17 protein-coding genes are annotated in these 21,475 nt (G+C 44.5%); 12 read left to right on the top strand and 5 right to left on the bottom strand.

The window, feature by feature from the left end; all coding sequences use genetic code 11:
- Nucleotides 1-9: 9 nt before the first annotated feature.
- Nucleotides 10-2,772, top strand: a complete 2,763-nt coding sequence (glnD, locus tag I3257_RS10505; RefSeq protein WP_238049702.1) for a [protein-PII] uridylyltransferase — start codon at nt 10-12, stop codon at nt 2,770-2,772.
- 106 nt (nt 2,773-2,878) lie between these two features.
- On the opposite strand, the gene I3257_RS10500 is transcribed toward glnD, so the two are convergent.
- A complete protein-coding gene (locus I3257_RS10500) occupies nt 2,879-3,550 on the bottom strand; it encodes a hypothetical protein (protein WP_201540437.1) in 672 nt (223 codons plus the stop codon).
- Between the two features lie 257 nt (nt 3,551-3,807).
- On the opposite strand from I3257_RS10500, the gene dapC reads away from it, so the two are divergent.
- From dapC to I3257_RS10460, 8 genes are all read left to right on the top strand, one after another.
- Nucleotides 3,808-5,076, top strand: coding sequence for a succinyldiaminopimelate transaminase (gene dapC / locus I3257_RS10495; protein WP_238049701.1), 1,269 nt, complete (start codon nt 3,808-3,810; stop codon nt 5,074-5,076).
- Nucleotides 5,077-5,234: 158 nt separating this feature from the next.
- Nucleotides 5,235-7,175, top strand: a complete 1,941-nt coding sequence (locus I3257_RS10490) for a DUF294 nucleotidyltransferase-like domain-containing protein (RefSeq protein ID WP_238049700.1) — start codon at nt 5,235-5,237, stop codon at nt 7,173-7,175.
- A gap of 34 nt (nt 7,176-7,209) precedes the next feature.
- Entirely contained in the window at nt 7,210-7,815 is a 606-nt protein-coding gene (locus I3257_RS10485) for a 3'-5' exonuclease (RefSeq protein WP_238049699.1), read from the top strand.
- A 119-nt stretch (nt 7,816-7,934) separates the two neighbouring features.
- A complete protein-coding gene (gene dacB / locus I3257_RS10480; RefSeq protein ID WP_238049698.1) occupies nt 7,935-9,944 on the top strand; it encodes a D-alanyl-D-alanine carboxypeptidase/D-alanyl-D-alanine-endopeptidase in 2,010 nt (669 codons plus the stop codon).
- A gap of 43 nt (nt 9,945-9,987) precedes the next feature.
- Nucleotides 9,988-10,503 (top strand): ABZJ_00895 family protein, encoded by a 516-nt coding sequence (locus I3257_RS10475; RefSeq protein ID WP_238049697.1) that lies wholly within the window; start codon nt 9,988-9,990, stop codon nt 10,501-10,503.
- A gap of 147 nt (nt 10,504-10,650) precedes the next feature.
- A complete protein-coding gene (locus tag I3257_RS10470) occupies nt 10,651-11,199 on the top strand; it encodes a YetF domain-containing protein (protein ID WP_238049696.1) in 549 nt (182 codons plus the stop codon).
- A 128-nt stretch (nt 11,200-11,327) separates the two neighbouring features.
- Nucleotides 11,328-11,816: a 23S rRNA (pseudouridine(1915)-N(3))-methyltransferase RlmH gene (rlmH, locus tag I3257_RS10465; protein WP_238049695.1), complete on the top strand. Its 489-nt coding sequence runs from the start codon at nt 11,328-11,330 to the stop codon at nt 11,814-11,816.
- Nucleotides 11,817-11,957: 141 nt separating this feature from the next.
- Nucleotides 11,958-12,851, top strand: a complete 894-nt coding sequence (locus I3257_RS10460; protein WP_238049694.1) for a class III extradiol ring-cleavage dioxygenase — start codon at nt 11,958-11,960, stop codon at nt 12,849-12,851.
- Nucleotides 12,852-12,882: 31 nt separating this feature from the next.
- On the opposite strand, the gene I3257_RS10455 is transcribed toward I3257_RS10460, so the two are convergent.
- From I3257_RS10455 to I3257_RS10445, 3 genes are all read right to left on the bottom strand, one after another.
- A complete protein-coding gene (locus I3257_RS10455; RefSeq protein ID WP_238049693.1) occupies nt 12,883-13,710 on the bottom strand; it encodes an amidase family protein in 828 nt (275 codons plus the stop codon).
- On the bottom strand, nt 13,655-14,221 hold the full coding sequence (locus I3257_RS10450) for an amidase family protein (RefSeq protein WP_238049692.1): 567 nt from the start codon (nt 14,219-14,221) through the stop codon (nt 13,655-13,657). Before I3257_RS10450 ends, I3257_RS10455 begins: the two co-directional genes overlap by 56 nt.
- Before the next feature lie 216 nt (nt 14,222-14,437).
- Entirely contained in the window at nt 14,438-17,818 is a 3,381-nt protein-coding gene (locus I3257_RS10445; protein ID WP_238049691.1) for a DNA translocase FtsK 4TM domain-containing protein, read from the bottom strand.
- Between the two features lie 569 nt (nt 17,819-18,387).
- On the opposite strand from I3257_RS10445, the gene trxB reads away from it, so the two are divergent.
- The 3 genes from trxB to I3257_RS10430 all read left to right on the top strand — a co-directional run bounded on the left by trxB (nt 18,388) and on the right by I3257_RS10430 (nt 20,751).
- Nucleotides 18,388-19,410: a thioredoxin-disulfide reductase gene (gene trxB / locus I3257_RS10440; RefSeq protein ID WP_045456114.1), complete on the top strand. Its 1,023-nt coding sequence runs from the start codon at nt 18,388-18,390 to the stop codon at nt 19,408-19,410.
- Nucleotides 19,411-20,220 (top strand): leucyl/phenylalanyl-tRNA--protein transferase, encoded by an 810-nt coding sequence (gene aat, locus I3257_RS10435; protein ID WP_201580930.1) that lies wholly within the window; start codon nt 19,411-19,413, stop codon nt 20,218-20,220. It abuts the gene before it with no gap.
- A 96-nt stretch (nt 20,221-20,316) separates the two neighbouring features.
- A complete protein-coding gene (locus I3257_RS10430; RefSeq protein ID WP_045447676.1) occupies nt 20,317-20,751 on the top strand; it encodes a MerR family transcriptional regulator in 435 nt (144 codons plus the stop codon).
- A 63-nt stretch (nt 20,752-20,814) separates the two neighbouring features.
- Here the strand turns inward: I3257_RS10430 and rimI are convergent, their stop codons facing one another.
- Nucleotides 20,815-21,312 (bottom strand): ribosomal protein S18-alanine N-acetyltransferase, encoded by a 498-nt coding sequence (gene rimI, locus I3257_RS10425; protein ID WP_201580929.1) that lies wholly within the window; start codon nt 21,310-21,312, stop codon nt 20,815-20,817.
- Nucleotides 21,313-21,475 lie beyond the last annotated feature (163 nt).

Genomic DNA, 21,475 nt, shown 5'->3' with positions numbered 1-21,475 from the left:
ATAACACTCATGTTTACTTGTGATGTCGCTTCTATCGATCTGACACCTTTACCTCTATTATCAAAGGATATAGCGACAAACGCGTCACTGCTAGCGGACACTCCTGTCACTGAAAAGTCGCTACTGGGTATTCCTCACTGGTTGACTCAAATTAATCAGGATATGAACCGTGCACTTGAGCGCGGTGTCAATATTCGTCAATTGGTCGCGGCACGCTCTGGTGCGATCGACGAATTGCTGATTGCCTTGTTTAACTGGTTTGAGCTGGATAAAACAGATTTGGCTTTATTTGCCACAGGCGGTTATGGTCGCGGCGAGCTGTCGCTTTATTCAGACATCGACATTTTATTGCTCTCTCCTGATGAGATTGGCGCTGATGCCAGTGGGAAAATAGATCGGTTGGTGGCGCTATTGTGGGATATAGGATTAGAGCCTGCTCTCTCGGTACGTAGTGTTAATGACGCTTTAGAGGCGTCGCTCGATCACACCATTGCCAGTGCACAGCTAGAAGCTCGGCTATTAATTGGTAATGAGGCTTTACAGGATGTGCCCGTTCAAATTGTCAATAAACAGTGGTCGCCACGTGAGTTTTTTGAAGTAAAAATCGCAGAAGCTAAAGCGCGATATTTACAGCACAATGCCACCGAGTACAACCTTGAACCCAATATAAAAACCGCCCCTGGTGGTCTACGCGACATTCATATCATCGGCTGGGTAACCAAACGCTATTTTCGAGTGGGTAAGCTGTATGACTTAGTACAACAAAACTTTTTGACTGAAAAAGAGTTCGATGAGCTGAACTTTGCAGAAGGTTATTTATGGCAAATACGTCATTATCTGCATGTATTGACTGGTCGCAATGAAAACAAGCTGCTGTTTGATTATCAGCGTGAAATTGCCCAGTTGATGGGTTATGAGACGCAGCCAGACGATCAGCCAAATGCCGCCGTCGAGCGTTTTATGCGCGACTATTATCGCTGTGCCATGCAGATATCAACGCTGTCTGAGATGCTGACCAATCACTATTACGAGACGATTATAGAGCCGCAGTTACCTGATGATGAGCGTCCGAAAAAGCAGCCAATCAACGCGCGCTTTAACCAAGTTGGTGACCAAATCGCCATGGCGCATCATCGGGTTTTTGCCCAGCATCCTGACTCTATCCTAGAGATGTTTTTACTGATGGGTCAGTACGGTATCAAAAACGTGCGTACTCATACGTTGCGTGCGCTAAAAATCGCCGCGCGTGGCATCGATCAAGTCTACCGTGATAACCCCGCTCACCAAGCGCTCTTTTTAGCCAATTTAAAAGAGCAGAATTATCTGTTTCATCGCCTGCGTGCCATGAATCGCTACGGCGTCTTAGGCAGCTACATTCCTGCGTTCGCCCAGGTGACCGGTCTGATGCAATATGATTTATTTCACCGTTATACGGTTGATGCGCATACCTTATTTTTGATTCGGATTTTACATCGCTTCACCGACCCACGGTTTTATGAAGATTTCCCACTGGTCAGCTCTATCTTTCAGCGTATCGAGCGCAAGGAAATCTTGGTACTGGCCGCCATGTTCCATGATATTGCCAAAGGTCGCGGTGGCAACCATAGTGAACTTGGTCAAACCGAGTCGACTGAATTTTGTTTGGCGCATGGTATGAGTCTGGCAGATGCCAATTTGGTCGGTTGGCTGACTCGCTATCATTTATTGATGTCGATGACTGCTCAGAAAAAAGACATCTCAGATCCAGAAGTGGTCACTATTTTTGCCAATTTAGTCGGTAACGTCACCCACCTTAATCATTTATATGTACTCACTGTTGCGGATATGAATGCGACCAATCCACAGTTGTGGAACAGCTGGCGTGCCACATTAATGAAACAGTTATACTCACAAACTCGGCGCATTTTGCGCGCTGATATCGATGCACCTACTAATCGCCAAGATATGATCAGTGCCACACGTACCCAAGCCTTAGCGATGCTCGATAATGTCAACAATCAACACATGAATCGCGATGAAGTCTTGAGGCTATGGGATGATTTGGGTGATGAATATTTCTTGAGAGAAATTCCTGAAGACATCTTATGGCATACCGAAGCCATTTTGAACCATCCGCCGATTGGTCTTGCTTCTAATGCAGATAGCCCGCCATTGGTGGTATTACGTGAGCATCGTGAGTTGGCCCTTGATGCGGTACAGGTCTTTGTTTATACCCAAGATCAGACGAACCTGTTTGCAGTCACCATGGCTGTATTTGATCAAATGAACTTGGATGTTTTAGACGCCCGTATCATTACTGCTACCCGCGATTTTGCTTTGGACTCCTATGTACTGCTCGATCCCAGTGGCACACTATTGGTCGATGAGGACAGTCAACAAGAGCTCAAACAGCGCCTAATCAATGCCTTTAAAGACCCGACATTACTGAAACTTACCAATAAGCGCATACCGCGTCAGCTTAGACATTTTGAAGTGACCACGGTGATTAATTTTGAGTTTAACGAGGCTTCTGATCAGCATATTATGAGCTTAGAAACCCTTGATCAGCCGGGACTATTGGCAAGAGTAGGACAGGTGTTTTTGCAGGAGAAAATTGAGGTGCATGCGGCGCGTATCACCACTTTGGGCGAACGTGCAGAAGATATGTTTTATATCAGCGATCAAAATGATGAACCGCTATCTGCTGCTAGACTTGACGCACTACGATCAGCTTTGATGGCCAGTCTCAGTATGCAAAGAGAACAGCCTGCTGCTTACAGTAAATGTGATTGAACAAATGGGCTTACAAGATAAGTCTAAGATAAATACTCAGTGTGTATCATCCATTCATTGATGACATGCTTTGTATTTCTTAACCCGTTAATATTAAAAGCACCTTTTATAAGGTGCTTTTATATATCATTTCGCTAGCGTGCTCATTGAGCTCATCATCCGCAAGATCTGGTGGCAGAATCTCTGCTTCAATCTGTTTTTGCGTCAGTATTAAGCGCCCAGCGTTGACCTCTTTTTGCAGCAAACAATGTAAACTTGCTAAATGAAAATCTCTGCCAAAACACTCATAGATTTGTCTTAGAGAAATAGGCGATTTGGCATGCACATCGGGATAAAGGCTGTCCTCTGCTAAGATAATCATCTCATTCAGTGCCTCTTCACGCATCAACTCATCTTTATCTATTTTACGTTGCAAGCTGTCTGCCATTCGACTTTTGGAAGCGAGCATGGCCACAAAAATCACTGTCTGTACGATAAATAAGGCTATATATTGCCATAAGGGCAGTAAAATACCGAGCTGATTGCTAAGCAACATCAGCACCATCGCAACGATCACGTAACTGACCAGTTGCCACAGTAACCACATCATCAAGCTGTTTTCACCGTACCAAAACATTTTTCGTTCTTTATGGCTAATTAATTGCTGGCGAGCTTGCCACCAGCTTTGCTCCCGCTGTTTTAATAGCTCGTAGAATTTGGCTCGCTGTTGCGCATCATCAAAATTTTCATCTTGAATATCTGTCGCGTTAAGATCATTAGTTTTTGAGATACTAGGCATATCAAATTATCCTCACCATAATCTATCATTAGGGCTGACAGCAGTTTTTTGTATTGTTATAAGTTATCAATTGATAAGCTTTTTTTAAGATTTTCAAATCTGTGACGGCTTCATTAGTTATTATAATTTATGGTTAAATAGCTAAGCAGCTTGAGCATGAGAAGTAAAAGACAAAAAATAAGAGAAGTGCTACACTGCTTAAATGTAATTTTTCTTTATAACTTTATTATTAATTGTCTATTATAGTTACCCTACTTATGAATCACAACTTAACGTACCTGCATCCTTATCCTTTTGCAAAGATGGCGACATTGCTTGCTAACAGTGTGCCAGCCCATGACTACAGTGAAATCAAGCTCGGTATTGGTGAACCAAAACATGAGCCGCCAGCGTTCGTGCTGGACGTACTACGTGAAAATTTGGACAAAATAAGTCGTTATCCAACGACTAATGGCATGTTTGAGCTGCGCCAAACCATCGCGCATTGGCTAGAAAAACGCTTCTTTTTGAACCATGTCGATGCCAACACGCAAGTATTGCCAGTAATGGGCACACGCGAGGCTATTTTTAGTCTGGTACAAACAGTCGTTGATCATAAAGTAAGCGATACAGAAAGTAGTCCTCTATCTGTCTCTGACCCGTTATCTGCCGTTTCTCCCATGGCTGCTCCTACGACTGTTCCTACAATAGTCATGCCCAACCCTTTTTACCAAATATATGAGGGTGCAGCGATACTGGCGCAAGCCAAGCCTTATTTTGTGCCTTGCACACTAGACGATGACTTTAAAGGTGACTATCGCGCCGTACCAAAAGATGTTTGGGCGCGCACGCAGTTGCTGTTTGTTTGTAGTCCGAACAATCCGACGGGCTCGGTCATGACGATGGAGGATTGGGAATATCTCATTCGTCTGTCAGATCAGTACGATTTTATTATTGCCAGTGACGAGTGCTATAGCGAGCTGTATTTTGATACGGCACCGATTGGACTATTGCAAGCCTGCGCTGCCCTCGGTCGTCATGATTTCAAAAACTGTATTGTCTTTCACTCTTTATCTAAGCGTTCAAATCTGCCTGGTTTGCGCTCAGGGTTTGTGGCAGGTGATGCCAATATTTTGCAAGCTTACCTGCAATATCGTACTTATCAAGGCTGTGCGATGCCGATACCACATCAGCTCGCCTCGATCGCTGCATGGCAAGATGAAAAGCATGTGGCACACAATCGCGCTCTGTATCAAGAAAAGTTTGCCTTGTGGATGTCTGAGCTTGGTGAACTACTAGAGTTACGAATGCCTGAGGCTGGATTTTACTTTTGGATAAAAGTCCCTGAGCCGTTCGATGGGGATGATGAGCGGTTCGTCAAAGCACTGTATGAGCAGGCCCATATTCACGCACTAGCAGGGCGCTATCTGTCACGTGATATTGATGGCAAAAACCCTGGGCAAGGCTATGTGCGCATTGCGCTCGTTGCGAGTGTTGATGAGAGCCGTGAAGCAATAAACCGTATTCGAAAATTACTAGGCGTATAAGCAGTCGCTTTATACGCAAAAGTTTCAAAAAAAACAGCAACCTCTAATAGCCACAATATTACTGTGGTTATTAGAGGTTTTCTGCTTTAATAATGCTATAGTAAAGTGTCTTTTATCATCGATTATCTTTTACCAAATATGCCATCAAGGATGATGCCATGCCCCATCTTGATTTTACCCAGCCGCCCTTTGACGTATTGAGTCTGGCTGAACGTCAAAGCATCAGAAAAAATACTCAAATCCGCTACCTTGCCAAAAATGAGAATCTAACTGCCGAAGAGTTGCAATATCTGTATGTGGTCATTAAAGGGCAGATTGAGCAATTGCTTAATGGTGAGTTTGTTGTCTCTTACTTGGGTAGTAATCACTCCGACCATCTCAATAATAACGATTGGTTCGACAGCCGTCGTCTGCCTGAATCATTGACTGAAAATAGCCTTAATACTGAAGCTCTGCAGACCTATCAGTTTCGAGCCGCTGAGGATACCTTGCTGCTCCAAGTCGCTGGTAGCGCAGTCGATAAAATCAGCGCCCAAAATCATCTAGTACGCCAAATGCTATCAGACAAATTGCCCGAACGGCTAAAGGCATTACAGCAGCGCCGCAATAATAAATCCATAGTCTCTGCCAGCTACAATGACCAACAAGAAGTGCAGCAAATCATGTTGCAGCCCGTCATTGATGTCAATCTGTTGCCAGTCCATATCGTCAACGCTAGTAACAGCTTGTACGAAGCCGCGTCTATCATGACGAAAGCGGGGCTAAAACACGTACTGGTGCAACCCTTAGACCACCTAAAAAACGAGGGAGAGATGCAATATGGTACTGGTCATCTATTGGGTATTTTGACCGATACCGACATTTGCCGCGCCGTGAGTGACCAGCAAGATCCAGCCACTACCCCCTGCCAGCGCTATGCTAATTTTAACCTGCGTACCATCAAAGCCAGTGATGAGATTGGCGATGCATTATTGACCATGACCCGCTATCGCATCCATCGGCTACCAGTGATGGATCAAAATGGGGATGTCGTCGGTATATTGGGACAAAGCGATATGCTTGCGCATATTGGTCATCATTCACAGCTCATTAGTATCCAAATCGAGCAAGCAAAAGACTTATCGAGCTTAGATACCGCCGTCGAGCTTATCGGTCGTTACATTCGCGCACAACATCAAAACGGTGTCAAAATCGGTAATATCAGCCGCATGGTACAGACCTTGAATGCACAGGTATTTACTAAGCTCTGGCAGCTTATCGTGCCTGATGAGGTCATGACAAATACCTGCCTGATCGTGATGGGCTCCGAGGGGCGCGGTGAGCAAATCATGCGTACTGACCAAGACAATGCGCTCATCTTACGTGACGGCTATACTCACCCTGATCTGGCAGAATTTGCGGATACTTTTAATCAGCATTTAGCAGACCTCGGTTATCCACTGTGCGATGGTAATATCATGATGACCAACCCTATGTGGCGACAGCCGCTAAAACAGTTTAATGCCCAGATTGGTTTATGGTTTAGAAATACGGATCCCATGCATGGTATTTATTTGTCCGCCATACTCGATGGCGAATATGTCTGCGGAGATGAGTCATTATTGACTCAGGTGCGTCAACATTTAAAGGTTGCCCACAGGCAGTCAGACCCTATGTTTGTACGCCAGTTCGCGCGCGCCGCGCTACAGTTCGGTGATGTCAATCAGTGGTGGCAAAAGTTCGTGCCTTTGCTTGGTGGTAAATCCGGGTCAGAAGACATTGACCTAAAGAAAGCCGGTATCTTTCCACTGGTTCATGGCATTCGTACCTTGGCATTAGAAAACGATATCTTAGAGCTGCCCAGTAGTAAAAATCGTCTGAAAGCTTTGGTACAAGCGCGCGCCTTGACCCAAGAGCGAGCGGATACTTTACTAGAAGCCTTGGAGTTTTTTATGGCACAGCGCCTATCAGTCGCCCTATCAACCGATGATAAACATGCACGGCAAGTCAACCCAATGACCTTGACCGCGCTTGAGCGCGACTTATTAAAAGAATGTTTGGCCGTTGTTAAAAGCTTTAAAAACCAGCTACGTCAGCATTATCAACTAGAGCTCGCATAAGTACAACAATCGCATAAATGGATGAGCGACAACTATGAGTTGGCTAACACAGTTATCCTGCGCTTGGCAAAAAACGCAGCTACAGCGCCCAGAATTGGCATCGATGTTTACCAAACCTGTGGCTAAGCAATGGATAGCGATTGACTGCGAAATGACGGGACTCAATCCAAAAAATCACCATTTATTGTCTGTCGCCGCGATTCATATCAATGACAATACAATCGACACTGGCAATGGCATGCATATCGTATGCAGACCACCTGTGATGCCAGACCGTGACACCATTGTGATTCACGGTCTACGTACTGCCGATGTTGAGCATGGTATGAGCTACGATGAGATGCTGGCGCTGTTGTTGCCATTTATAGGTAATCGCCCAATTGTGGGGTTTTGTACGAGTTTAGACACAGCGTTTTTAAACCCTCTGGTCAAACGCTATATGGGCACAGCATTACCCAACGAAGTCATCGATTTGCGCCATTTATATAGTCGGCGCATGAGTGGTCAAACCCAAGGGCTATCTATCCAAGCGCAGCATCTGACCAATATTTTAGCGCACTATAATATACCCGATCTAGGCGCTCACGATGCTTATAACGACGCCATCATGACCGCCATGGCATTTTTACATGTGCGCTAACGTGCGTTCGCATTTTGCAAATTCAGATAAAAACAGGTTTTCATCTACGCCTGCCATCTACGCGAAAACGGCAACTCATGTTACCATAGGCTGTTTTTGCCACCTGATGAAAGATGCTCATGCGACCCACCTATAAACTCCGTCATTCCTCTGCTTTTACTGCCAAATTATTCCCTTTTTTTCGTTATCTGCGACCGTCGAAGCCGCCTGCTAAATACGTACCTATCATGGCGTTATTAGCAACGGCGACACTATTGCCCATCCATGCACAAGCAGCACTACCAAAAGCCATCGAAGCAGCATTATCACGAGCCGATTTAACAGAGGCTGATATTAGTATTATCGTCACACCAGTCGGTGATAAAAATGCCAGTCACCTGCCCGCTCCCATTCAGGTTATTGATAGCAGCACACACCGCTCATCTAAACCCACTGCTCTTCAGCCAAAACCGACTGCCAATATAAATGCTGATATAAAAAGTAATTCTCAAAAAGCCACGCAAAATAATAATGACAAAACCAGTAATAACCATTTGCGCCAACAAAGTACGCTGATTACTATTGAGCAGCGTACCATTGAAAAGCATGAGAAAAAACTGCATGCTTACACCGATGATCCTTACACTTATCAAAGCTTAGAGAGCATCCCCACGATATTGGGTGACAAGGCAAAAACAGCTGTCATTAACAACAATGCTAATAACGATAAAACTGATGACATCAGTACTGATAACGCCTCCATAAAAATTTCATTTTCGCCGTTGCTGAACCATCAATCTGATGTCGCTCGCACGCCTGCCAGCACCATGAAACTCGTTCCCAGCTTTATTGCTTTAGACACCCTAGGCGCTGATTTTGTTTGGCATACCCGTGTCTATCATACAGGCCTTGTCATCGGTGACCGTCTGCATGGCGATTTGATTATTCAAGGCAGCGGCGATCCAAAAATGACCCACGAGCGTTTAAAACAGCTCCTTTATAAAGTACAGTCGTCCGGTATCCGTCATATCGACGGTGATATTATCATTGACAGCGGCGTCTTTAAAAATGTTAGTAAAGACCCTGCCGCCTTTGACAATTCGCCACTGCGTCCTTATAACGCCAGTCCCGATGGTTTTTTGGTGAATTTTAGTACCATCGGTATCAAAAGCTATCCGTTAAACGATGACCAAGCAAATCTGACTTATACACCAAAATTAGCAAATTATGCTTTGCCCAGCATCATAAATACGCGTTCGGCGACCTGTGGACAAGCGCGTTATAGTCTCGCACCCGAGTGGCAAACAAAACAATTGGTGTTAAATACTCAGTTGCCAAACAGCTGCCAAGAGCATGCTTTTTATGTGGCTTATCCTGATGCCAAAGATTTTGCAGCACGCGTTATTGCCGCAAAATGGCAAGAGCTAGGCAATACGCTGAGTGGTCATGTCATCACTCAAGAAGCGCCCTACACTAAAATGAAAAGCACCAAATCAACGCATGGTCTGGCAGCACTTCCTATATCACCGCTGCCTATTGTCAGCTACCCATCATTGAATTTGACGCAGCAGATTTACGATATCAATCACTTTTCAAACAATGTGATGACTGAGCAAGTGGCGCTATCGATTGGTGTTTATGACAAAGCTGATAATAAAACACTCGATAAAGCTATTAATCGTTCATATAGCTTGTATCAATTTGGCAAGCCGACTGCGACGAGCTATCCTGTCGCATTGCAAACTATTAATCAATGGTGGCAGACCAATCTAAGCACACAGCCGCCCTATTTGACCAATGGTTCAGGACTCTGCCGCGACTGTACCATCACAGCTGCCAACCTAAGCGAGCTATTAACTTATGCTTATAGCCATCCAAGTTTTGACGCTTACGTCAACTCGTTAGGTATCGCTGGCGTCAGTGGCACCATTACCGCTCATAGTGAACGCCTACCAGAATCAGCAGCCATTGGTCGTGCGTGGATAAAAACAGGTACCTTAAACAACGTCACCTCGATGGCAGGCTATGTCAAAGGATTGTCGGGACAGGATTATGTCGTGGTTGGACTCATCAATAGTGAGCAAGCACATAACGCTTATACAGCCAGACCCGTGCTAGATGCGATGCTTGATTGGACGGCGCAGCATTAAGTGTTTTTCACATCCTATTTTTCACCTTTATAAAGGTTCACTTATGTCACGCAAGACAACCAATCTCAATAAATCCAAGACTCATTCAGGTGGCAAGCCGCTGCCGAAAAACCATGAGTCAGCGCAGCCTAAACTGACACAATATGTAGGATATTTCGCGATAGGCTATACGCTTGCTAGCGCAATATTTATGATGATTCAAACCAAGCTTGCTGTGAATTCGCAACTGGTAACGGTATTGTCTATCATTATCGGGGCTTATATCGCGGTTCATAAATTTATCAAACATCAGCAGCGCGCATTGAATAGCGGTGAAATCAATCGCTTAATGTTTGGCGGCGTCGCGGTGGTCTGGCTACTGACTGTCATTTACTTCTTAGCCATATGGTTTTGGTTGTTTGATGCGGTAAATCGCGAAGTCCTACTAGAGATGGCCGTCCAGCAACCATTGCCATTGGTCTCATCGTTGGTGATGATATTGGTGCTGACACTGGTCAGTGCTCGCATCAGTCTTTGGGCGATCAATCGCCTGCTTGACCCCAAACGCAAAACTATGTGAGCGAGGAGACCTCAGCCAAACCTCTACAAGGTGCTACAAATTTTTCTCCCTATTAATACATAAAATCCGTTAGGCTAACTTTAATGGGTAATCTTTTGGATGATTGTGGCTGATTAACGGTTTTATATTTTAATAGGAGCATTTATCATGGACATGGTTTTTTTTGACAATATAGACAAGCTTGGACGCATCGTTTTGACAACTGTCATGGTTTATGTGTTGATCGTACTGGTGACTAAAGTCTCAGGTAAACGCTCCACCTCGCAGCTCAATAATTTTGATTGGATCGTCACCGTGATGATCGGTTCACTTGGTGCCAGTACTATTTTGCTCAAAGACATTCCTTTTGTCGAAGGGGTTTCATCGATTTTAGTACTTTATCTATTGCAGTTTTTAGTTACGAAATACGCCTCTATCTCACCGCAATTTAGCAGTTTTATTTTGTCAGAGCCGCGTATTGTTTTCTATCAAGGGCAGTTTTTGCCAGATGCCATGCGCGCTGAGCGGCTGACTCGTCAAGAGATTGAATGTGCGATGCGCTCTGAAGGAGTGCATCGTTTCGATGATGTGGAAGCCATCGTTTTTGAATCTGATGCCAAGCTTACTATTATTCCAAAACCTAGCCCAACTGATGTAAGCGATAATGACCAAAATACAGAAGATACTGTCTCGCAAACCATACAGGCTTTGATGTAAGACCTATTGTTTATCGAAGATTAGTAAATCATAAAAAAGCTTCGTAAAATCTTGTTTGTTACGTTCACTTCAGCGTAGAATTCTTTTGTTACATTTTACTAATGACTAAAATTAAAGTGGTACTGGCTATGAAAGTAAGGATTTTAACCGTCGGTAATAAAATGCCTAAATGGGTACAGACGGGGTTCGATGAGTATTTTAAGCGTATCCAACCTATGCTCAGTACAGAAATCGTGGAAATTGCTGCCGCAAAGCGTGCAAAAAACCCTTCTGATGCCAATTTGGCACAATACCGTGAGCAAGAAGGACAGGCAATATTAGCCGCTCATAATGCTTCAGGGCGTGAGCAACTATGGGTATTGGATGTCAAAGGTAAAATGATTTCGACAGAAGGGCTGGCTGATAAATTAGCTGATGGCATGCAGCAAGGCGATGATATTGCACTGGTGATCGGCGGTGCAGACGGCGTATCGCCAGAAGTATTAGTCAAAGCTGATGTAAAATTGTCACTATCAGCGCTGACATTACCGCATCCGCTGGTACGTGTTGTGCTAATGGAACAATTGTATCGCGCGATGAGTATCAACAACAATCATCCTTATCATCGTGGCAATTAAGCAATCGTTAAACACTGCCATACTCTGTGCTAATACTCTGTGCTAATATTTTGTGCCGATATTCTGTGCTGATAGTTTATGAGCAACAATATCAATGATAGAAAAGATTGAAAAATCGCTGTGCGCCCTAATAAACGCTACATGAAATATCCAAAACATGCGACACCTAACGTCCCTCATTCAATTCATCAGCCTGATGACTCGTACTCTCATTCGCCAACGCCTATTACGGCGACTGGTGTTTGGACAGATGTATCTGCTTCAGGGTCAAATGTAGCTAAGCTACCAGCATTGTTTATCTCGCATGGTGCACCCACGCTTGCCATTGAACAATCTGCCACGACCAGTGCACTGGCACGTATCGGGCAAAACTTACCAAAGCCACGTGCCATCCTGATTATGTCAGCGCATTGGCAATCCGCCAAACTCGAAATAAGCAGTAATCCTCAACCCAAGACTTGGCACGACTTTTCAGGTTTTCCGCCTGAGCTATATGAGCTTCAATACCCTGCATCTGGTCAGCCAGCACTTGCTGAATCCCTTGCCCAGCAGCTCACTGCACGCGGTATTACTTGTAGCGTCAATCCGGTGCGGGCTTGCGATCATGGGGTATGGGCACCGCTCAGGCACTTATATCCAGAGGCTGAGATACCTATCGTACAGGTTTCTCTACCGCAGCATTATGACAGTATCGCCTGTTATCAATTGGGTGCGCAGCTGGCGCGCCTACGTGAAGAGCAAATACTGATCATCGGTTCAGGTAACATTACCCATAATCTGCAAGCATTACGCTGGCAAGCAAATAGTGTTGACCAAACGGCTAAAGCATTTAAGCAATGGCTGCTACAACAGCTCAAAACAGACATTCCTAGTGCTTTAGATTGGCAGCAATATCCTGACTATAAAGATATTCATCCGAGTGACGAGCATCTGTTGCCATTGTTTTTTGCTCTAGGTACAGGTCAGCGTGTCTCAGTTGTCCATCAAAGCATGGCGCATCATAGCTTAGGCATGGATATTTATCGATTTGATTAAGTAATCATTACTTAATCAATAGAATGCAAACTTACTTCTCAAAGGCTGCCTTGGTAAACAACCCTGCTCGTTCCATCTCCCCTGCCACACTGAATAATGTCGCTTCATCATTCATACGCCCAATCAGCTGCATCCCAATTGGCAAACCTTTTTTACTCATTCCTACCGGTAATGACATCGCTGGCAATCCTGTGATATTACCCAGTAGTGTAAAGGCCATTTTGCCCAGTACAGGCTGACTAAGCTTTTCGATCATACCTGAGCTAAAGGCATACTTACCCATATCGATGCCCTTATTGAGCAATCCTGCGCTACGCATGAGCATTTCATCCATACGACTTGGTGGCAATACACCATGCTTAACTGCAGGTGTCGGCACGGTCGGACATAAAATCATGTCATAGGTTTCGAGTAGCAAACCAGTTTGATACTGACTGTGATGCCAACCATGCTTAGCATGCGCCAAATCAACGGCTGATAATGAGCGACCCAGCAATGCCATATTATAGGTTTGAGGCTCTAGGTTTTTGATATGTTCTGCCCCAAAGTCACGCTCGATATTATCAATGGTAAAAGCGGTATGGGTGCAGACCACCACCATAAAGTCATGCCAAAACTGCTCGATATTAATATTCGGCTCAGCGGGTATGACACGATGACCCATGGCTTCTAGCTGCTTAGCCGTTTGCTCTAATACGGCTAACACTTCTTTATCCACCACAGTATTGGCAATCAATGGCTGTTGATGTAAGGCAATAGTTAATTGCCTTGGTGCGCGCATCGCTGCTTGCAAAAATGTGCCATCAGGTGGCTCGATGACATAAGGCGCACCAAGCAGCAGGGAAACGTATTGAGCCACCACCATCACCCGCGCCCGCCATCGGTACGATACCGCTCGCCACTGACGCGGCACTACCGCCCGATGAGCCGCCAGAGCTGTAACCTTTTTTGAAAGGGTTATGAGTCGCACCATGGGCTTTTGGTTCGGTGGTAATGATTAAACCAAATTCTGGCGTATTGGTTTTGCCGAAGGTATTCACACCTGTGGCTTTCATACGCTTGACGATTTCACTGTCGCTCTCAGAGATGATATTAACACTACGACTGCCCATCGTGATTGGCTCATCGGCAAAGCCAAATGACAAATCTTTGAGCAGATGAGGCACACCATTAAATATACCTGAGGGTAATCCCGCCTGTGCAGCATGATAAGCACGCTCATCAAAACGATGGATGATGGCGTTCAATTTTGGATTGAGTGTATTGGCTTGATAGACGGCAGCATCTAACAACTCTTTAGCGCTGACTTCACCTGCATTGACCAATGCCGCCAATGCTATGGCATCATATTGGGTATATTCTTTAAACATAACCTGCCTCCTTGCTGAGTAATGAACCTAAGACTTCTAAAAATTGAGTGATATTTATGCTATCAACAAAGGTCAGTTTAGTATAAAAAACGAGTGCTGATAATTGATAAAAAAACTGATTGGTCATTCAGACATGAGCGTTATCATATTTTTTCAATAAAAAAGACGAGCCACTCTCGTGACTCGTCTTTTTTATTGTCTAATATAATCTAAACGCTACATTAATAGCTCACGCTTACCGCTTTTGCCCATTGAGCTGACCAACCCCGCGTCCTCCATGGAATCTACAATACGTGCGGCACGGTTATAGCCGATGCTAAATTTACGCTGGATACTAGAAGCAGAAATTTTTCGCGTCTCCATAATAAAGGCCACAGCATCGTTATAAAGGTCGTCGTCCTCACCAGAGGCGTTAGCCGTACTACCACCGCCACTAGGACTAGACAGTTCAAAGTTGCCTGCCATATTATCAATATAATCGGGCGCACCGCGTTCACGCCACGCATCACAAACACGATTGACCTCTTCATCGCTGACATAGGCACCATGCACACGATCTGGCTCAATTTGCCCAGGCCCTAAAAATAGCATGTCACCATTACCCAGCATGTCTTCGGCACCGCCACTGTCCAGAATCGTCCGCGAATCTACTTTTGAGTTTACTCGTAGTGCCGCCCGCACGGGAATATTGGCTTTAATCAAACCAGTAATGACATCGACCGACGGACGCTGGGTAGCAAGCATTAAATGAATACCTGCTGCGCGTGATTTTTGTGCCAAGCGGGTGATAAGCTCTTCGGCTTGTTTACCAACCTGCATAATCATATCGGCAAACTCATCCGCGACAATGACAATCATCGGCAAAGTTTTTAGCTTCGGTGCTTGGCTGATACTCACACTGTCATTAGGTCGCCATAAAGGATCAAGCATCGGATTGCCCGATTTTTCAGCAGCAATGACCTTTTTATTAAACTCATTAAGCTTACGCACTTTGAGTAAACTCATCAGTTGATAGCGACGTTCCATCTCTGCCACGCACCATGACAAAGCACTGGCCGCTTCAGTCATATCGGTGACGACTGGTGTTAATAGATGCGGGATATCATTATAGTTGGCAAGCTCAAGCTGCTTTGGATCAATCAAAATGAGACGCAGCTCATTTGGCGTATATTTGAGTAGCATCGATAGTAGCATCGAGTTGACCAATACCGACTTACCCGAACCTGTAGTCCCAGCAACCAACATATGCGGCGCGCGCGCAAGGTCAGTAATGATTGCATTACCACCGATATCCTTACCCATCGCCATGCTGATTTGGGCTTTAGGATCTTGGAATTTTTCGGTATTCAATAGCTCAATCAAACGTACCATTTCGCGCTGCTTATTGGGTACTTCGATACCGATATACGGCTTACCCGGAATGACTTCAACCACACGCAAAGACGCCATCGATAACGAGCGCGCCAAATCACGTGAAATACCGGTAACCTTACTGGCTTTTACTCCAGCAGCAAGCTCGACTTCAAAGCGGGTGACAACAGGACCCGGAATGGCGTTGACCACATTCGCCTTTACATTAAACTCTTGTAATTTAATCTCTAATAGCTCTGACAATTGCTCAAGCTCGGCGACGGTATAACTGGGCTTACGATCAGGGTCCGGCTTATCCAAAATAGAAATCTCTGGAATAGGCGTTAGGCTACTACGATAGGCAGCCGTTTGCATCGAGCGTGATTTTTGACTGAAGGCAGCATCATCACTAATATCTGGCATAACGGGCGCATTCACATCCCCAGCGCTATCATCCTCTGGCATCATATCAGTGATATGATTGCTACTATCGCCCTCAGGTACCGCAAAACTTACCGTTGGTTTAGACGCGACTATTGGTTCAATAGCTGACGCTGTGACTCGGGTTTCTACCGTAGGCGGCAGTTTAGGATTAGACGGTGGCGTATTGGTCGGCGTCATATCAGCGACTGATGCAACTGGTTCAACTACGTCTACTGTTTTGGCAACACTCACTTCATTAGATACAGAAGAAGGCTCGAAATCCTCTGACAGTTCAGACTCTTCATCAAACCATTTATCAGTAAAGTCGTTCATTTCGCTATTAGATGAGTCTGTCGCAGGCGCTGTGACTGCTGCTTGTCTGGGCAGCTCAGTCATATTGGCTGCTTGTACTGTTTCTGAAGGTTGCCCTGTTTCTACAGACTGCATAGCTGTAGATATTGAGACATCCGCATGCTCTGCCAACCATGCATCGGCCAGTATATCAACGGCCTCCACTTTATCCTCTAACTCAAACGATTCAAGCTCATTATCCGTTTTGTCAGCCGTCTCACCGTATACCAGCTCATTTATTGATGGCTGAGCTGTTGACGGCAAGTTCTCTGTTGGTTGAGCTTCGGACATCTCTACGGCTGATATCGCTGTAGAGTCTAGCACCGCTGTCTCTAACGACTCAGTATTGCTATCAGCATATACAGAAGTAGTAGCGGCTGAATCAGAAGTGTTCATATTATTAGCGTGATAAGCCTTTTGCTCGCTGGCTAACAAGTCATCGACAGTATTGGCGTCATTCCAAGCAAAGCTTGGCTCAACTTTACGGATAGCAGTCATGGCAGGACTTGACGGCGTCGATGTAGTCGTATGACTTGCTAGATTTTGAACAGTACTGCTAGGTGTTTCTACTGAGACAGGGACAGGCTCACTATTCTCACGACTAGATTTAGCAGCTGAATTAGGCATCGCCGCTTGTGTTGCGGCAACTACAGAAGCTTTAACGCTCTCAGCCAACCCTGACGTTGCCAAGAACTCTGACAACACATTGCTGAACCGACCGCTGTTGTCTACGGCTTGAGCATTGCCAGCAACTTGCAACTCAAGTGGCAGCTGCTCGTGATCGGCTGCGTCTTTTTTCGCGTTACTGTTGGCTATATTTTCATCATTTTGCTTGGCATTAATATTCTCTGGCGTGGTTGATACGCTATCGTGCATTCTACCCTGACGCTTCACCCCTGAGCCAAGCCACGATAGCGCCTTAACCTTCTCATAAATCGCTAGCCAATGAATATTAAAGGCAAAGGTCGCGGTAATAATGACGAATGCCGTCAAGAAAATCACACTCCCCCACTGCGATAAAAGCTGTGCCAAACGCGCCTGTAATTCAAACCCAATAATGCCACCAGCCACGCTTTCCAGCCCTAGCGTTCCTGGATTGGTCAATTGCTGTACTAACGCCACCAATTGTGCAAACAAAGCACTGGCACTTAATAATAAAAATACATAAGCAACCACTCGCATCAGCCAAAACGTTGGCTTGTTGTCCCACCAAATAAGGATAGACTCATAAACCACAAACGCTAGCAGCCACCATGCACCAAAACCAAAGAAGCTATAAAGCAAGTCAGATAACCAAGCACCCGATTCGCCGCCTACATTATTAATCGTGGTCATATCGCTACTGATATGCGACCAACTAGGATCGTTACTGGTATATGTCATCAAAATGACAAATAGATAAACGGCCAGTATTAACCCAAGGAGGGTAAATATTCCCTTTTTTAAATACTCAATAAGCGGTGCTGATATCACGTAAGATCTGCCTTGTTATTAATACTAAATGGTCGCCAATGCATGACTAAGCCTAATCATGCTGACATAAAGCGCTGATAAAGGATTGAATATAAAGTGCTGATACAAATGCACTTAGCGAAGTGTGTAGAAAACATTGTCTATTATAAAAGCGATATACAACAGCCTTCTTTTTGCCTTTGGCACACTTGGCATAACTTCTTATAATAACAAATACATAGGGATAGTGGCGACCGTCTTACAAAGAAAGCGTGCAATAAAATCAGTCTGTATACGGTTTAAGCAAAAACCTATGTCACTTGCAAAATATAACGAACAGAACAAGGACAGTCATATTAGGTGAACCCTATAAAATACCAGCGGTTTCTAACCATAATATTTCAAGAAAAATATACTTTGATTGTAATCATACCTGTGTTTGTTTTAGCAAACTTGTACTTTTCGTCCAATGCCCTTATGTTATTATCACGCAGCGATTAGAAAATCCCATTAGCATCAATTTTGAAGACTGTTTTTTATCATATTGCTCACTCATATTTTTAACATTTATATTTAGCAAGGAATAACTCATGGCAACTGACAATACTGCTCCACGTCACGAAAAACTCATTATCCTAGGCTCAGGCCCTGCTGGTTATGCAGCGGCTGTGTATGCCGCACGTGCCAACCTCAAACCTGTCATGGTCACGGGCATGGAAGTAGGTGGACAGCTAACTACCACCACTGAAGTCGATAACTGGCCGGGCGATGCGCATGACTTAACGGGTCCTGCATTGATGGATCGCATGAAAGCCCATGCCGAGCGCTTCGGTACTGAACTGGTTTATGACCATATCAATGAAGTCAATTTAAACGTGCGCCCTTTTGAGCTGACGGGTAATAATGGTAGCTACACTTGTGATGCGCTTATTATCTCGACTGGCGCATCAGCACAGTATTTGGGGTTGGAGTCAGAAACCAAATTCCGTGGCCTAGGCGTATCAGCGTGTGCAACTTGTGATGGTTTCTTTTATAAAGATCAGAAAGTCGCGGTGATTGGTGGTGGTAATACGGCTGTCGAAGAAGCATTGTATTTATCAAATATCGCTGCTGAAGTGACCTTGGTGCATCGCCGTGATAGCTTACGCTCTGAAAAAATCCTCCAAGATAAATTGTTTGAAAAGGTCAAAAACGGTAATATTAAAATCGAGTGGAATCATAAAGTCAAAGAAGTCGTCGGCGATGACATGGGCGTCAATGGCGTAATCATCGAATCTATGATTGATGGCAGCACCAAACAGTTAGACGTGTTTGGTATGTTTGTCGCGATTGGTCATAAACCGAATACAGACTTATTTAAAGGTCAGCTGGATATGAAAGACGGCTATCTTATTGTCAAAAGCGGCTTAGACGGCAATGCCACACAAACCAGTATCGAAGGCGTATTTGCCGCAGGTGATGTCGCAGACCATGTCTATCGTCAAGCTATCACTTCTGCTGGTACGGGCTGTATGGCCGCGCTAGATGCTGAAAAATACTTGGATGCGATTGGCGAAGCCACAGCCGCTGACCATACTTATGCGTCAACATTGACTGCTGATAAAGAAGCCTAAATGGGTAATTTCTCTCAATACAATAATGAGCATATCACGCCTGAGACCTTAAAAAGTCTTGGGCGTTATGACTTTCCTGACCCTTTGATGGTTGATCCTGACGGCATTGGCATCGTCGCTGTCGGAGGAGATTTGGCAGCCGAAACATTAATTTCTGCTTACGCGCAAGGTCTGTTTCCTTGGTTTAATGAAGATGAACCAATTGCATGGTGGTGCCCAGAGCCGCGCTGTGTGATGGTGCCAACCAATTATAAGCCAAGCAAGTCGCTGCGTAAGCAAGCCATCCGCGAGCGTTGGCAATTAACCCTGAATCAAGCTTTTGATGACGTTATTCATGCCTGTAGTTTACCGCGCAGTGATCGCCTCAATAATGAACAGCCCGAGGGCGAACATACTTGGATTCATGAAGAAATGATTGAGGCTTATACCGAACTGCATGCACAAGGATTTGCACATAGCATTGAAGTTTGGAATGATAAAGGGCAACTCATTGGCGGGCTTTATGGTCTAAAAATAGGTAGCATTTACTTTGGCGAATCGATGTTTCATATCGCCTCTAACGCCTCAAAGTTCGCATTTTGGGGTTTAATGCGCTTATGTGAACAAAGCCATGTGGCGCTGGTCGACTGTCAGCTACCAAATGAGCATTTGATGAGCTTGGGTGCAACCACGCTACCGCGTGCTGACTTTTTGACTCAATTGGATCTGTTAACGGCTAATAGCACTGTCAAATGGCAAAATAACTCTCATAAACCACTCGCCGTATCGTTACTTGATACCATAGAACCTTGGCAGCTTATCTTAAAATAAATACGATGACTAAGTGATTGATAGCTTATGTCTGTTTGTTAATCGCTACTTTATTAACTCGTACCTTATCAACTGCTACCTACCGACGAGGTTATCATGGCACCCGACACATCGTTCTTACTGATTGGAACACTGGCAACAAAAGCTCAAACAACCAAAGATACCGTTCGTCATTATGACCAACTGGGCTTGCTAAAATCTCGTAAGCGTCAGGCAGGCTCGCGTTTATATACCGAGTTTCATCCAGAATGTATCGAACGTATTGAGCTAATCAAAAGTGCGCAAGCGATTGGCTTTACACTCACTGAAATCAGAGACAGCTTGAATGATTATTACGATGGTCAATTGGATGTTGATTTACAACTGATGCTTACTCAGCAAAAATTGGCGCAAATACAAAAACAGCAAGCCAATATCAGCCTCATGGTAGAACTATTAAGCGAACGCATCGACGTTCTTGAGCGTATGAAAGTAGATAATGACTATAAACTCAATATTGAAATCTGTAAAAAGAAAATACCCACCCAATAATGATAAAAGTGCCGACCCATCTACTATTCTGCGGGTTTATTTGGCTCCATTCGATACCATTCATTATTCTCGGACGTACAGGCGCTGCATAATCAGGGCATCAATAGCTGGTTGATGGGGAGTTTGGTAATACCCTTTACGCTTATGAATGAGAGCAAATTCTTGCTGCTCATATAAGGCTATCGCAGGCGTATTATCTGCGCGCACCTCTAATAAAAGGCTCTCCACCTGATGCTTTCTCAATTCTGTATTCAATCTGGCAAAAATTTGTGAGGCAATACCTTGACGTTGATAATCAGGATGAGTGCCAATACGTAAAATCTCCGCTTGTTCAAAAATCACTTGATATAAACAATAGCCTGTCACAGTAGTATTAATAATAATATTGTCTTTTTGCTCATAAACGATCAGCAGATGCATGCTATCTTGTTTGAGTGATTCCACCAATGTCTGATAGCCCCAAGCATCTTGCGGTTGAACGATGGCTTCAATATCCGCTACTGCTTGCAGCACTTGCTCAAAATCTGCACTATGGGTTGATAAAACCTTTATCATCAACATTATGTATCCTCTTATTATTATTTATACAAACCCAAATACCATAGTACTTACTGTATTTCAAATATTTATCATTATAATATTGATTATACCATTACCTTTTTATAGCTAAAAAAAAGCCACCCTTAAACAAGGATGGCTTTTTATGACTAACTTACAAGCTCAT

The organism is Psychrobacter sp. Ps7 (assembly GCF_022129225.1).
Lineage (GTDB): Bacteria > Pseudomonadota > Gammaproteobacteria > Pseudomonadales > Moraxellaceae > Psychrobacter > Psychrobacter immobilis_A.
Note: the sequence above shows the minus strand (reverse complement) of the source record. Positions and strands in the feature narration are given on the sequence as shown.

What these genes read in the sequence shown, in the direction of transcription:
- glnD (WP_238049702.1), top strand. Translation starts at nt 10, where the DNA reads ATGTTTACTTGTGATGTCGCTTCTATCGATCTGACACCTTTACCTCTA.
- I3257_RS10500 (WP_201540437.1), bottom strand. Translation starts at nt 3,550, where the DNA reads ATGCCTAGTATCTCAAAAACTAATGATCTTAACGCGACAGATATTCAA.
- dapC (WP_238049701.1), top strand. Translation starts at nt 3,808, where the DNA reads ATGAATCACAACTTAACGTACCTGCATCCTTATCCTTTTGCAAAGATG.
- I3257_RS10490 (WP_238049700.1), top strand. Translation starts at nt 5,235, where the DNA reads ATGCCCCATCTTGATTTTACCCAGCCGCCCTTTGACGTATTGAGTCTG.
- I3257_RS10485 (WP_238049699.1), top strand. Translation starts at nt 7,210, where the DNA reads ATGAGTTGGCTAACACAGTTATCCTGCGCTTGGCAAAAAACGCAGCTA.
- dacB (WP_238049698.1), top strand. Translation starts at nt 7,935, where the DNA reads ATGCGACCCACCTATAAACTCCGTCATTCCTCTGCTTTTACTGCCAAA.
- I3257_RS10475 (WP_238049697.1), top strand. Translation starts at nt 9,988, where the DNA reads ATGTCACGCAAGACAACCAATCTCAATAAATCCAAGACTCATTCAGGT.
- I3257_RS10470 (WP_238049696.1), top strand. Translation starts at nt 10,651, where the DNA reads ATGGACATGGTTTTTTTTGACAATATAGACAAGCTTGGACGCATCGTT.
- rlmH (WP_238049695.1), top strand. Translation starts at nt 11,328, where the DNA reads ATGAAAGTAAGGATTTTAACCGTCGGTAATAAAATGCCTAAATGGGTA.
- I3257_RS10460 (WP_238049694.1), top strand. Translation starts at nt 11,958, where the DNA reads ATGAAATATCCAAAACATGCGACACCTAACGTCCCTCATTCAATTCAT.
- I3257_RS10450 (WP_238049692.1), bottom strand. Translation starts at nt 14,221, where the DNA reads ATGTTTAAAGAATATACCCAATATGATGCCATAGCATTGGCGGCATTG.
- trxB (WP_045456114.1), top strand. Translation starts at nt 18,388, where the DNA reads ATGGCAACTGACAATACTGCTCCACGTCACGAAAAACTCATTATCCTA.
- aat (WP_201580930.1), top strand. Translation starts at nt 19,411, where the DNA reads ATGGGTAATTTCTCTCAATACAATAATGAGCATATCACGCCTGAGACC.
- I3257_RS10430 (WP_045447676.1), top strand. Translation starts at nt 20,317, where the DNA reads ATGGCACCCGACACATCGTTCTTACTGATTGGAACACTGGCAACAAAA.
- rimI (WP_201580929.1), bottom strand. Translation starts at nt 21,312, where the DNA reads ATGTTGATGATAAAGGTTTTATCAACCCATAGTGCAGATTTTGAGCAA.